This window comes from Gilliamella sp. wkB18, from assembly GCF_001690875.1.
Taxonomy (GTDB): domain Bacteria; phylum Pseudomonadota; class Gammaproteobacteria; order Enterobacterales; family Orbaceae; genus Gilliamella; species Gilliamella apicola_A.
Genome location: NZ_LZHM01000099.1, coordinates 23,076 through 36,972, shown reverse-complemented (window position 1 = coordinate 36,972; position 13,897 = coordinate 23,076). Strand labels below are relative to the sequence as shown.

Here is a 13,897-nt window from a genome sequence, read left to right as displayed (position 1 = left end):
GATTTAGTAAATGAAAAGAAAGGTAGTGAAGGTACAATTTATTGCACAGTAATTATGTTTATCCCAACTTTTACCGTGCATATAAAATAGTTAATATAATAAAACTAATTTTAGAATTAATCTTTATCTTTCAGTGCTTCGTCTAGCGTTGAGTAGAACATTAATTTGTTAGAAATTGGAGCAATTTTTGCGCGAGCTAATGTTTTTAATGGCTGAAACTGTAACTCACAAATTGATAGGTCAACATGTTCAGGTAATTCATCTATAAAATGTATTAAAGCATTGAGCCCACCTGCATCAAGAATAGGTACTGCATCCCATTGCAGCACTATATGTTCATATCCATTAATCTTTTGATAAATTTCTAAAAATGTGCGTTCGGCCGCAGCAAAAAACAGTGGTCCATTAATGCGTAGTGCTAAGGTTCTATCGTTACTGCGATTGAGTTCAACTAAGCGAGTCATGCGTGCGATACGGCGCATAAATAAAATTGAGGCAAGTACAATTCCAAGTGTAATTGCAATCACCATATCAAATAGTACTGTTAGCGACATGCAAATTAGCATAATTAAAATATCATCTTTAGGAGCGCATTTGATAATATAAATGACGCGTTGAACAGCACTCATATTCCATGCCACAATAAGCAACAGTGCAGCCATAGCAGAAAGCGGAATAAATGATAATGCTGGTGCAAAGCAAATCAGCGCAAGTAAAACAACTAAAGAATGCAAAACAGCAGCAATAGGCGAAGTCGCCCCAGCTTTGACATTTGCCGCCGACCGTGCAATCGCTGCTGTTGCTGAAATTCCGCCAAAAAATGGTGCAATAATATTTCCTAAACCTTGACCAATAAGTTCGCTATTTGAGTGATGTTTAGTGTGTGTCATTTCATCTAATACCACAGCACAAAGTAACGACTCAATAGCACATAACATTGCCATAGTTAGCGAAATTGGTAATAAGGCGGTGATTGTTGACCAATCCCAGTTAAATTCAGTATGAAGCCACGGTAAAGAAAATTCTGGTAGCATTGATGGGATACCATGCCCTATGGTATTATCAGATAGTGTATAGATAAATCGTGAACCAATCGTTTCAATTTGATAGCCAAATTGATTAAAAATAAACATGACAGCAATGCCCGCAACCAGTGCCGGTAGATGACCGGATATTTTAAGATTAAGTTTTGGCCATACAATTAATACAATCAGTGTTATTACACCGACTATAGTGTCAGCAATATTAATAGTTGGTAGTGTTTTAGCTAGTTCCATAACTTTACCAATATAACTTTCTGGCATGTGCTCAAGTGTTAAACCAAAAAAATCTTTAATTTGCATGGTTGCGATAGTGATGGCAATGCCTGAAGTAAAACCTAATACAACGGGTAATGGAATATATTCAATTAATCTACCTAATCGTATCAATCCCATTAATACAAGGAATATGCCAGACAGTAATGTTGCAATAAGTAACCCTGATAACCCATATTGTAATGATACAGGGTATAAAATAACCACAAAGGCTGCAGTAGGACCAGAAACACTAAACTTCGAACCTCCCGTTAATGCAATTATGAAGCCCGATATAATTGCAGTATATAGGCCATGCTGTGGGGGGACGCCACTAGCGATTGCTAATGCCATTGCTAATGGTATAGCTATAATACCTACGGTTATGCCTGCAATTAAATCTTTAAGAAAACGTGATGTATTGTAAGGGTTAATTAGGCAAGAAGATATAAATGCACAACTAATTTTAGTGCCAGAAAGACCATATAATTTCATTATTTTAATTAACAGAGGTTATTTGAAATACTTAATAAGATAATCTTTTTTGCGGAAATTGAAAACGAGTTTTTAAGGTAATTCTTTTTTCACAAAAAGAAAAATATTTTTTGCCAAATTGTGATGTTGTCAATTTAATGATGAGACCTTTATATTTTTGAGTTGTATTTAGTTTTACATTCTTACCATTGCTTAAATTAGAGCATGAAGATATTACTTATAATATTTTGTGATTAGCAAATAAATAAAATCAATTAATCGATGTAGGAAAAATTATGTTGATAAACTAAATGGGTTGGGATTTAGATTCATAATCAATCTACTGTGGAGACGTTTAAAATTTCGTAATTGGATAAATGAGGAATGAATACTTATTTACTTAACTTTAATAACCTACTCAGTTGGTATTAATTATTTTAATTAGCAGGCTGTTTTAGTTATTTTTAAACTTGCAACCAAAAAGTGACTGGGCCGTCATTTATCAATGATACTTGCATATTGGCAGCAAATTGTCCTGTTGCTGTTTTGATTTGTTTTTCACATAGCTCGGAAAAAATTTGATAAAGTTTATTGGCTTCATCGGGTTTGGCTCCTTTTGTAAAGCTAGGACGCATACCTTTTTGGGTATCTGCTGCTAGCGTAAATTGGGATACGATTAATACTTCGCCGTTTGCTTGTTTTACATTCAAATTCATTTTTCCGTTATTGTCGTTAAAAATACGATAACCAAGTACTTTTTCACATAATCTGATTGCCTTTTGTTGATTATCATCTTGTTCTATGCCAAGTAAGATCAATAAACCATGATTAATACGTCCAATAACCTGATTATCGACCGATACAGAAGCTTGTTTAACACGTTGAATTAAGGCAATCATAAAATAGTTACTCCAATAGAGATTGATTATTAGACATTTGTTTTTTTTGGCGATTATAATCTGTTAAGGTTGCAGCAAATTCAGCGCCAAATAATACAATACACCAAGAGCAGTAGATCCATGCTAACATAATGGGAATTGTTGATACGACACCATAGATAAGTTGATAAGTTGGAAATGAACTTACATAAAGCGCAAATGCTCGTTTACCTAACTCAAATAATATTGCTGCGACTATTGCTCCAATGAGCGATTCTTTAAGAGGTACTGATTCAGTGGGTATAATGCTATACAATAGCCAAAATCCAATTATTGATATTATAAATGGTAAAGCGCTAAGCATTATATTCCCTGTGGCAGCTGTTGAAATCCATTGCGGAGAAAATATATAGGAACTTACCACCACACTTGATCCAGCTAAAATAGGTCCTAAGGTCAATATTGTCCAGTACATTGTTAGATTATACATAAATGAGCGTTTGCGTTTAGTTTTCCAAATATGATTTAGAGTGGTATTTATTGAGTTGATGAGTAATAATGACGTGATAATCAACCCTATAATACCGAAAAAGGTCATTTTTTTTGTATTAGCAATGAATTGTTCGAGATAATTTTGAATGATATCGCTTGCTGTAGGTACTAGATTACTATAAATTACTCGCTTTAACGATAAGCTAATTTCATCAAACATTGGAAAGGCAGATAACAAGGAAAAAATAACGGTGATAAGTGGAACCAATGCTAGTATTGTAGTATAAGCGAGGCTAGCTGAAGAAGTAGTTAAACGATCTTGATTGATTCGCAACCACAACATTTTTGAGAAGATTTTTATCAGCTTAAATATTTTCATGGTTTTTTATTGGTTAGCAATGATACAATTAGTGGTTATATTATTTTTTAATAAAATCAGTGCATTATTTGCATCATCCCTGCTTGTGTACGGTCCTGCAGTGACGCGATATAATTTTTCTGAAGAGATATTACTATTTATACCAGCCATAGCAAGCCGTGCTCTTAATGTATCAGCATTTGATTTTTCTTTAAATGCACCACATTGTAGTATCCATTTTGATGCCATTTGGGAATTTGTAGATGATGTTGACTTTGTCAGATTTGTTCTTTCTGGCAATAAAGTATTAGATGGTGATTCTGTAGTTATTTTTGAGTTATTGGCAAAACTTTTCAAAATTTGTTGTCGTTCATTAGCAGTAGAATTGGCAAATTGTCCAGAGCTTGCATTTGGTGTTTCTAATGCTTTGAGATATGCCCAACGCTCTTGAGGTTGTTCAGGAAGAGTTATTGCTGGTGGGTTGGTTTTGCTTATGGATTGTGCAATTGCTTTATTAGGTTTATTGTTAGAAACAAAGTAAAGGATAGCAGAAAATAAAGTAATAAGAATAATTGTCATAAATACCATAAGTTTAGGCATGAGCTGTGATTTATTTTTTTTAGGTTGGCTCTTTTTTCTAACATAGTCACGCTGCGCCACAATCTACTCTCTTTTTTATTAGTATTGAATTACAGTTCAGTATACAAATAAAAAAAGTGGCTTTCACCACTTTTTTTATTTTATTAGAAATACAACAATTAACAGAATAAAGTATTAAGCTAATGCTTTAATCTGTTTTATTAAATTCGCTTTATGGCGTGCAGCTTTATTTTTGTGAATTAAGCCACGAGCCGCTTGACGGTCAACAACTGCTTGCATGTCTTTGAATGCTACTTCAGCTGTTTGTTTATCACCAGCTGCAACAGCCGCGTAAACTTTTTTAACATAAGTACGCATCATTGAACGGTTACTAGCATTATGTTTACGGCGCTTTTCAGATTGAACCGCACGTTTCTTAGCTGATTTGATATTAGCCAAAGTCAACTCCCAAGATTAAATAAAATTACATATTAATAAGGCGGCAAAATATGCCTGATTTTCTGCCAATTGTCAATGCTGTTAAATAAAAAATTGCGATTTATAAATTTTATATGCATAACAAATGTTTACTATTTGAACAATAATCACTATAACTTAGAAAGAATTTTTATGTTAAAATAGTTTAAATTTTATTTTATTTATATTTTATAAGAGGAAGTCTCATGTCTATTATTAGAATGCAAGATCTAGATCTAAAAGGAAAACGCTTATTTATTCGCTCAGATCTTAATGTGCCAGTCAAAAATGGTAAGGTAACTTCCGATGCGCGTATTAAAGCATCATTGCCAACTATAGAAGAGGCCATTAGAAAAGGTGCTAAAGTAATGGTTACTTCTCATATTGGTCGCCCGACAGAAGGAGAGTATAATCCAGAGTTTTCTTTACAGCCTGTTGTTGATTATTTAAAAGAACATGTATCATTCCCTGTTCGTTTAGTAAAAGATTATCTTAATGGCGTAGATGTTAAAGAAGGCGAATTGGTGGTTCTTGAAAATGTTCGTTTTAATATTGGTGAAGGTAAAGATGATGAATCTTTGTCTAAAAAATACGCAGCACTTTGTGATATTTATGTGATGGATGCGTTTGGTACAGCTCACCGAGCTCAAGCTTCCACTCATGGCGCTGGTAAATTTGCTCCAATTGCTTGTGCTGGTCCATTATTAGCAGCTGAACTTGATGCGTTAGGTAAAGCTTTAGATAACCCAGCAAGACCAATGGTTGCTATCGTTGCAGGTTCTAAAGTATCAACAAAATTAACTGTACTTGATTCTTTATCAAAGATTGCTGATCAAATTATTGTCGGTGGTGGTATTGCGAATACTTTTATTGCTGCTGAAGGTTATAATGTAGGTAAATCTCTTTATGAAGCAGATTTAATTCCAGAAGCTAAAAAATTAATGAGTAGTTGTGAAATACCCGTTCCAACCGATGTTCGCGTTGCCACTGAATTTAGTGAAGCAGCAACAGCGACCGAGAAATCAGTTAAAGAAGTTAAAGAAAATGAACAAATCCTTGATTTAGGTGATAAATCAGCAGAAGTATTAGCAAATATGATCAAAAATGCTAAAACCATTTTATGGAATGGCCCAGTGGGTGTTTTTGAATTCCCTAATTTCCGTCGTGGTACTGAAATTGTAGCTAAAGCAATTGCCGATAGCGAAGGTTTTTCAATCGCAGGTGGAGGTGATACATTAGCTGCAATTGATCTATTTGATATTGAGGATAAAATCTCTTATATTTCAACTGGTGGGGGAGCCTTCCTTGAGTTCGTTGAAGGTAAAAAGCTCCCCGCTGTTGCGATGTTAGAAGCTAGAGCAAAAGCGTAGTATTTGAGTTTAGTAAAAGGATGAGGCAACTACTCATCCTTTAATTTTTATAAATAAATTTATAGGTAATAAAATGGTTACTAAGATTTCTGATGTTGTTAAACCTGGTGTTGTCACTGGTGATGATGTTCAAAAAGTATTTCAAATCGCTCGCGAAAATAATTTTGCATTACCTGCGGTTAACTGTGTTGATACGAATACTATTAATGCTGTTATTGAAACAGCAGCAAAAGTAGGTTCTCCTGTTATTGTTCAATTCTCTAATGGTGGATCTCAATTTATTGCTGGCAAAGGTTTAAAATTAGAAGGTCAAGAATGTGCTGTATTGGGTGCTATTTCTGGTGCAAAGCATGTTCATCTTATGGCTGAAAAATATGGTGTTCCAGTTATTGTTCATACTGATCATTGTGCTAAAAAATTACTTCCATGGGTTGATGGATTACTTGATGCTGGCGAAACTCATTTTGCAAAAACAGGTAAACCTTTATTTTCTTCTCATATGATTGACCTTTCAGAAGAATCATTAAAAGATAATATTGATATTTGTTGCCAATATCTTGCTCGTATGTCAGCAATGAAAATGACTTTAGAGTTAGAGTTAGGATGTACAGGTGGTGAAGAAGATGGTGTTGACAATAGCCATATGGATAGTTCAGCACTTTATACGCAACCAGAAGATGTGGCTTATGCTTATGAACGTTTAAGTGCTATCAGTCCTAGGTTTACTATTGCAGCTTCATTTGGTAATGTGCATGGAGTTTATAAACCAGGTAATGTAAAATTGACCCCCAAAATTTTAGATAACTCACAAAAATATGTATCTGAAAAATATAATTTACCAGCCAAATCATTAAACTTTGTATTTCATGGTGGATCAGGTTCTACGTCAGAAGAAATTGCTGAAGCAGTAAGTTATGGTGTAATTAAAATGAATATTGATACAGATACCCAATGGGCTAACTGGTCTGGTATTTTAAATTACTACAAAGCAAATGAAGCTTACTTACAGGGTCAATTAGGTAACCCAGAAGGTGTTGATGCCCCAAATAAAAAATATTACGATCCACGAGTATGGTTACGCAAAGGGCAAGATTCATTAGTTGCTCGTTTAGAACTTGCATTTAAAGAACTTAATGCTATTGATGTGCTTTAAACATTATTTAATTTTTTTAATATAAGCAGGGCAATTTTTCCTGCTTATATTTTTGATTGCTAATAAATAGGGCTTGCATTTATTTATTAGTTGTAGGATAATTTCGCCCTCATTTAACTTAGGGGAGCTGTCTGTTTATTAGTAATTTATTAATAGAAGAGGCGTTTGTACCCGAGAAAAGGAAACTAAAATGGCAAAAAAAGTACAAGCTTACATCAAGTTGCAAGTAGCAGCTGGTGCAGCTAATCCAAGTCCACCAGTTGGTCCGGCACTTGGTCAACATGGTGTAAATATCATGGAATTCTGTAAAGCGTTTAATGCTAAAACAGAAAGTATGGAAAAAGGTTTACCTATACCAGTAGTAATTTCTGTGTATTCTGACCGTTCATTTACATTTGTAACTAAAACTCCTCCTGCAGCTGTTTTATTAAAGAAAGCTGCTAAAATTAAGTCAGGTTCTGGTGAGCCTAATAAGAAAAAAGTAGGTAAAGTTACAAGCACTCAAATTCGTGAAATTGCTGAATTAAAGGCTGCAGATATGAATGGTTCTACCATTGAAACGATGATGCGTTCTATCGAAGGAACAGCGCGTTCAATGGGTCTGGAAGTGGAGGGTTAATTCATGGCTAAATTATCTAAAAAAGCTAAACTTATCCGCGAAAAAGTGAATGCAACCAAACAATATGAAATTAATGAAGCGATTGCTTTGTTAAAAGAGTTGGCTACAGCTAAATTTACCGAAAGCGTCGATGTTGCGGTTAATTTGGGTATTGATTCACGTAAATCAGATCAAAATGTTCGTGGTGCTATAGTGTTGCCTCATGGGACAGGGCGTAGTGTTCGAGTTGCTGTATTTACTCAAGGAGCAAACGCTGAAGCAGCTAGAGAAGCCGGTGCTGAATTAGTAGGCATGGATGATCTTGCAGATCAAATTAAAAAAGGCGAAATGAACTTTGATGTGGTTATTGCTTCACCAGATGCTATGCGAGTTGTTGGTCAGTTAGGTCAAATTTTAGGACCACGTGGTTTAATGCCAAACCCTAAAGTCGGCACTGTAACACCTAACGTTGCAGAAGCTGTTAAAAATGCTAAAGCTGGTCAAATTCGTTACCGTAATGATAAAAATGGTATTATTCACACTACAATTGGTAAAGCTGATTTTGATGCAGATAAACTTAAAGAAAATTTAGAAGCAATACTTGTTGCCTTAAAACGTGCAAAACCGGCATCTTCTAAAGGTGTGTTTGTGAAAAAAGTTAGTCTTTCTACTACAATGGGTGCTGGTGTTACCATAGATCAAACAACATTGAGTACAACTGTTTAATTATCTTTTTGATTAGATAGTGAAAAATCGGTTGGTGTCTGGCCTTAACCAGACCCCGTCCAAGACCGTAGGTGTAATTGATATTTAATTGCTTAATTTTCCTACGTAGACGGTGACAGAACCTGATAGATATAATAGAAGGATTCTGCTCATCGTGGTTGTGCTAACTACATGTGTAGTTAGTTTAAATAAGTCTAGGCTTTGCCTAGTTTTAATCCAGGAGCAAAACCAATGGCACTAAATCTTCAAAATAAACAAGAGATTGTTGCTGAAGTTAATGAAATCGCCAAAGGTGCGCTATCTGCAGTTGTTGCTGATTCTCGTGGCGTAACTGTAGAAAAAATGACTGCATTACGTAAATCTGCTCGTGAAGCTGGTGTCTATATGCGTGTTGTTCGTAATACGCTATTACGCCGTGTTGTTGAGGGCACTCAATATGAGTGCTTAAAAGATACGTTTGTTGGTCCTACTCTAATTGCATTTTCAAATGAGCACCCAGGTGCTGCAGCACGTATTTTTAAAGCGTTTGCTAAGGAAAATGATAAATTTGAGATTAAAGCCGCAGCCTTTGAAGGTGAGTTAATTACTGCAGCGAACATTGATCGCTTAGCAACATTACCTACCTATGAAGAAGCATTAGCTCGCTTGATGTCAACCATGAAAGAAGCCGCAGCTGGCAAATTGGTTCGTACTCTTGCAGCAGTTCGCGATCAAAAAGAAGCAGCTTAATTGCATTATGATTGTGAATTTTATTAATTAAAATTGTAAATTTGGGAAACTATATTATGTCTATCACTAAAGAACAAATTTTAGATGCAGTCGCAGAAATGTCTGTAATGGACGTTGTTGAACTTGTATCAATGATGGAAGAAAAGTTTGGCGTTTCTGCAGCAGCAGCTGTTGCCGTTGCTGCCGCAGGTCCAGCTGAAGCAGCAGAAGAAAAAACCGAGTTTGATGTAATCTTAAAAGATGTTGGTGCAAACAAAGTAGCTGTTATCAAAGCAGTTCGTGGTGCAACAGGCTTAGGCTTAAAAGAAGCTAAAGATCTTGTTGAATCAGCTCCAGCTACAGTTAAAGAAGGTATTAGTAAAGCTGATGCTGAAGAGCTTAAAAAGTCACTTGAAGAATCTGGTGCAGTTGTCGAACTTAAGTAAATTAATCGATGGCAAGCTAAATGGCTGGGGGTTTTTACCTCCAGCCTTTTTGCGCTGTAACAATCTGAAGAATTTTATTTGAAGACTATCAGTAAAAAGCAATAAAGAAATAGTATATCTAATAAGCCTAATCAATTGATATTTATAGATATTTCGATGAGGTGTCAGGCGTTATTATTTAATAGTAGTACCCTGATGAATATTTAATCATGCTAAAAAAATAGCAGATAAGCAAGTTGAGGAACTAATGGTTTACTCTTATACCGAGAAAAAACGAATTCGTAAGAATTTTGGTAAGCGTCCACAAGTCTTGGATATACCGTATCTTCTTTCTATTCAACTTGATTCGTTCCAGAAATTTATTGAGCAAGACCCTGAAGGCCAATACGGTTTAGAAGCCGCTTTTCGTTCAATATTTCCGATAAAAAGTTATAGTGGTAACGCTGAGTTACAATACGTGAGCTTTAAAATGGGCGAACCTGTGTTTGATGTTAAAGAATGTCAAATTAGAGGGATCACTTACTCAGCACCATTGCGCGTAAAATTACGTTTAGTTATTTATGATAAAGATGCACCAGAAGGAACAGTAAAAGATATTAAAGAACAAGACGTCTATATGGGTGAAATTCCTTTAATGACAGACAATGGTACATTTGTGATCAATGGTACTGAACGCGTTATTGTTTCACAGTTACATCGTAGTCCTGGTGTGTTCTTTGACAGTGATAAAGGTAAAACGCACTCTTCTGGGAAAGTTTTATATAATGCTCGGATTATTCCTTATCGTGGCTCTTGGCTTGATTTTGAATTTGATCCAAAAGATAATCTTTTTGCTCGTATTGACCGTCGTCGTAAACTTCCAGCGACAATAATTTTGCGTGCGCTAGGTTATGAAACAGAAGAAATTTTAGATATCTTCTTCGAAAAAACGTTTTTTGAAGTAGGCAAATCCAAACTAAAAATGGATCTTGTGCCTGAGCGTTTACGTGGGGAAACTGCACTTTTTGATATTGAAGCAAAAGGTAAAACTTATGTAGAAAAAGGGCGCCGTATTACAGCTCGTCACATTCGTGAATTAGAAAAAGATAAAGTTAGCAAAATTGATGTGCCAGTTGAATATATCGTTAACAAAGTACTTGCAAAAAATTATGTTAATGAAGCGACAGGTGAAGTTATTGCCTTTGCCAATACACCAATTTCATTAGAATTATTACTAGAATTAACTAATGCTGGTCACAAAAAAATTGAAACATTATTTACTAATGACCTTGATCATGGTTCATTTATTTCTGAAACACTGAATGTTGATTCAACTCGTGACCGTCTAGGTGCGCTAGTTGAAATTTATCGTATGATGCGCCCTGGTGAACCACCAACAAAAGAAGCTGCTGAAGCGCTATTCGATAATTTATTCTTCTCTGATGAACGTTATGATTTATCAGCTGTTGGCAGGATGAAATTTAACCGTTCTTTAGGCCGTGACGATATTGAAGGTGAAAGCGTTTTAACAAAAGATGATATCATCGATGTTATGAAAAAGCTTATTAGTATCCGTAATGGTCATGGTGACGTGGATGATATTGATCATTTGGGCAACCGCCGTATACGTAGTGTGGGTGAAATGGCTGAAAACCAATTCCGTATTGGTCTAGTTCGTGTAGAACGAGCAGTTAAAGAACGTTTATCATTAGGCGATCTTGATTCACTAATGCCACAAGATATGATTAATGCTAAACCAATTTCAGCAGCGATTCGTGAGTTCTTTGGATCAAGCCAGTTATCACAATTCATGGATCAAAATAATCCATTGTCGGAAATTACACACAAACGCCGTATTTCTGCATTAGGTCCTGGTGGCTTAACTCGTGAGCGCGCAGGATTCGAAGTTCGTGACGTACATCCTACTCACTATGGTCGGGTTTGTCCGATTGAGACACCTGAAGGTCCAAATATCGGTTTGATTAACTCGCTAGCAGTTTATTCTCGGACTAATGAGTATGGCTTCTTAGAAACACCGTATCGCCGTGTGATTGATGGTGTTGTAACTGATGAAATTAACTATTTATCAGCGATTGATGAGAGTGAGTTTGTTATTGCTCAGGCTAACTCCAATCTAGATGATGCAGGCCGTTTTAAAGAAGAATTAGTGACTTGTCGTTTAAATGGTGAATCTGGATTATATACCCCGGATCAAGTTCACTATATGGATGTATCAACTCAACAAATTGTATCGGTTGGTGCTTCATTAATTCCATTCTTAGAGCATGATGATGCGAACCGTGCTTTAATGGGGGCAAACATGCAACGTCAAGCTGTGCCAACGTTAAAAGCTGAAAAGCCGTTTGTTGGGACTGGTATGGAACGTGCAGTAGCTGTTGACTCAGGTGTAACAGCGGTTGCTCGTCGTGGTGGTATAGTTCAATATGTTGATGCTTCTCGTATTGTTGTTAATGTTAATGTTGATGAAATATATGCTGGTGAAACAGGTATTGATATTTATAACTTAACTAAATATACCCGTTCTAACCAAAATACGTGCATCAACCAAATTCCATGTGTGGAACTGGGTGAAAAAGTTGAACGTGGCGATGTACTTGCAGACGGTCCATCGACAGACTTAGGTGAATTAGCATTAGGTCAAAATATGCGAGTGGCATTTATGCCATGGAATGGTTATAACTTCGAGGATTCTATTTTAGTTTCTGAAAAAGTGGTACAAGATGACCGTTTTACTTCAATTCATATTCAAGAATTATCTTGTATCTCTCGAGACACCAAATTAGGTGCTGAAGAAATTACTGCTGATATTCCAAATGTAGGCGAAGCAGCATTATCTAAACTTGATGAATCAGGGATTGTATATATTGGTGCTGAGGTTAAAGGTGGTGATATTCTTGTTGGTAAAGTAACACCAAAAGGCGAAACACAATTAACCCCAGAAGAAAAACTACTTCGTGCGATTTTTGGTGAAAAAGCTTCTGACGTTAAAGATACTTCTTTACGTGTTCCAAATGGAGTTTCAGGTACAGTAATTGATGTTCAAGTCTTTACTCGAGATGGCGTACAAAAAGATAAACGTGCGCTTGAAATTGAAGAGATGCAACTTAAGCAGGCAAGAAAAGATTTAACTGAAGAACTTAAAATCTTAGAGGCTGCATTGTTTGCTCGCATTCGTGAGGTACTAATTTCAGGCGGGATCAAAGCTGATAAATTGGATACTTTACCACATGAAAAATGGTTAACAATTGGTATTGCAGACGAAGATAAACAAGCCCAATTAGAACAGTTGGCTGAACAGTACGATGAAATCAAAACAGAGTTTAACAAAAAACTTGAAGCAAAACGCATGAAGATCACTCAAGGTGATGATTTACAGCCTGGTGTTCTTAAAATCGTTAAAGTTTACTTGGCAGTTAAACGTCAAATTCAGCCGGGTGATAAGATGGCTGGTCGTCATGGTAACAAAGGGGTTATTTCAAAAATTAACCCAATTGAAGATATGCCATATGATGAAAAAGGTCGTCCAGTTGATATCGTATTGAATCCGCTAGGTGTTCCGTCGCGTATGAATATTGGACAGATATTAGAAACTCATTTGGGTATGGCCGCTAAAGGTATTGGTCAGAAGATCGATGCTATGCTAAAAGAACAGCAGGAATTAGCTAAATTACGTGAATTTATTCAAAAAGCGTATGATCTTGGTTTAGGTGCTGCGCAAAAAGTTAATGTTGCAGAATTTACTGATCAAGAAGTGATGACTTTAGCACAAAATTTACGTAATGGTATGCCATTAGCAACACCTGTATTTGATGGTGCTAAAGAGCAAGAAATTAAGGCATTACTAGAGCTGGGTGACTTACCAACTTCTGGTCAAATTACTTTGTATGATGGTCGTACGGGTGAAAAATTTGAACGTCCAGTTACTGTAGGTTATATGTATATGCTCAAATTGAATCACTTAGTTGATGACAAAATGCATGCTCGTTCTACTGGTTCATACAGTCTGGTTACTCAACAGCCATTGGGTGGTAAAGCTCAATTTGGTGGTCAACGTTTTGGTGAGATGGAAGTGTGGGCACTTGAAGCATATGGTGCAGCTTATACATTACAAGAAATGTTAACTGTTAAATCAGATGACGTAAACGGTCGAACTAAAATGTATAAAAATATTGTAGATGGTGATCATCGTATGGAACCTGCGATCCCAGAATCATTTAATGTACTATTAAAAGAGATTCGTTCGCTAGGTATAAATATAGAGTTAGATGAAGAGTAATTTTTGCTAACTTAAATGATTTCTATTTATAGGGATAACTTATTAGTAATAATAAGTTATCTAATTG

General features: G+C 35.8%; 12 protein-coding genes. 7 read left to right on the top strand and 5 right to left on the bottom strand.

Features of this window, described 5'->3' with window-relative positions; translation table 11 throughout:
- Positions 1 to 116 precede the first annotated feature (116 nt).
- The 5 genes from dauA to rpsT all read right to left on the bottom strand — a co-directional run bounded on the left by dauA (position 117) and on the right by rpsT (position 4,535).
- Positions 117 to 1,790 carry a C4-dicarboxylic acid transporter DauA gene (gene dauA / locus A9G48_RS10180; RefSeq protein WP_034948237.1) on the bottom strand — a complete coding sequence of 558 codons (1,674 nt, stop codon included), beginning with the start codon at positions 1,788 to 1,790 and terminating at the stop codon, positions 117 to 119.
- 443 nt (positions 1,791 to 2,233) lie between these two features.
- Complete coding sequence (gene dtd, locus A9G48_RS10175) at positions 2,234 to 2,668, bottom strand: D-aminoacyl-tRNA deacylase (protein ID WP_034948234.1); 435 nt, start codon at positions 2,666 to 2,668, stop codon at positions 2,234 to 2,236.
- Between the two features lie 7 nt (positions 2,669 to 2,675).
- The gene (locus tag A9G48_RS10170; RefSeq protein ID WP_034948232.1) at positions 2,676 to 3,518 is read right to left on the bottom strand and encodes a virulence factor BrkB family protein; all 843 of its coding nucleotides are present in this window, start codon (positions 3,516 to 3,518) and stop codon (positions 2,676 to 2,678) included.
- Between the two features lie 6 nt (positions 3,519 to 3,524).
- Positions 3,525 to 4,157, bottom strand: coding sequence for an SPOR domain-containing protein (locus tag A9G48_RS10165; protein WP_034948230.1), 633 nt, complete (start codon positions 4,155 to 4,157; stop codon positions 3,525 to 3,527).
- A gap of 114 nt (positions 4,158 to 4,271) precedes the next feature.
- Entirely contained in the window at positions 4,272 to 4,535 is a 264-nt protein-coding gene (gene rpsT / locus A9G48_RS10160; protein WP_034948227.1) for a 30S ribosomal protein S20, read from the bottom strand.
- Positions 4,536 to 4,759: 224 nt separating this feature from the next.
- Between rpsT and pgk the strand changes: the two genes are divergently transcribed.
- From pgk to rpoB, 7 genes are all read left to right on the top strand, one after another.
- Entirely contained in the window at positions 4,760 to 5,923 is a 1,164-nt protein-coding gene (gene pgk / locus A9G48_RS10155) for a phosphoglycerate kinase (RefSeq protein ID WP_034948222.1), read from the top strand.
- A gap of 73 nt (positions 5,924 to 5,996) precedes the next feature.
- Complete coding sequence (fbaA, locus tag A9G48_RS10150) at positions 5,997 to 7,076, top strand: class II fructose-bisphosphate aldolase (RefSeq protein ID WP_034948216.1); 1,080 nt, start codon at positions 5,997 to 5,999, stop codon at positions 7,074 to 7,076.
- A 190-nt stretch (positions 7,077 to 7,266) separates the two neighbouring features.
- Positions 7,267 to 7,695, top strand: coding sequence for a 50S ribosomal protein L11 (gene rplK, locus A9G48_RS10145; RefSeq protein ID WP_034948212.1), 429 nt, complete (start codon positions 7,267 to 7,269; stop codon positions 7,693 to 7,695).
- Between the two features lie 3 nt (positions 7,696 to 7,698).
- Positions 7,699 to 8,400, top strand: a complete 702-nt coding sequence (rplA, locus tag A9G48_RS10140; RefSeq protein ID WP_034948207.1) for a 50S ribosomal protein L1 — start codon at positions 7,699 to 7,701, stop codon at positions 8,398 to 8,400.
- Between the two features lie 231 nt (positions 8,401 to 8,631).
- A complete protein-coding gene (rplJ, locus tag A9G48_RS10135) occupies positions 8,632 to 9,129 on the top strand; it encodes a 50S ribosomal protein L10 (protein ID WP_025316516.1) in 498 nt (165 codons plus the stop codon).
- A gap of 56 nt (positions 9,130 to 9,185) precedes the next feature.
- Positions 9,186 to 9,554, top strand: a complete 369-nt coding sequence (rplL, locus tag A9G48_RS10130; protein WP_034948204.1) for a 50S ribosomal protein L7/L12 — start codon at positions 9,186 to 9,188, stop codon at positions 9,552 to 9,554.
- A gap of 247 nt (positions 9,555 to 9,801) precedes the next feature.
- A complete protein-coding gene (rpoB, locus tag A9G48_RS10125) occupies positions 9,802 to 13,830 on the top strand; it encodes a DNA-directed RNA polymerase subunit beta (protein WP_034948201.1) in 4,029 nt (1,342 codons plus the stop codon).
- The last annotated feature ends 67 nt before the right edge of the window (positions 13,831 to 13,897 follow it).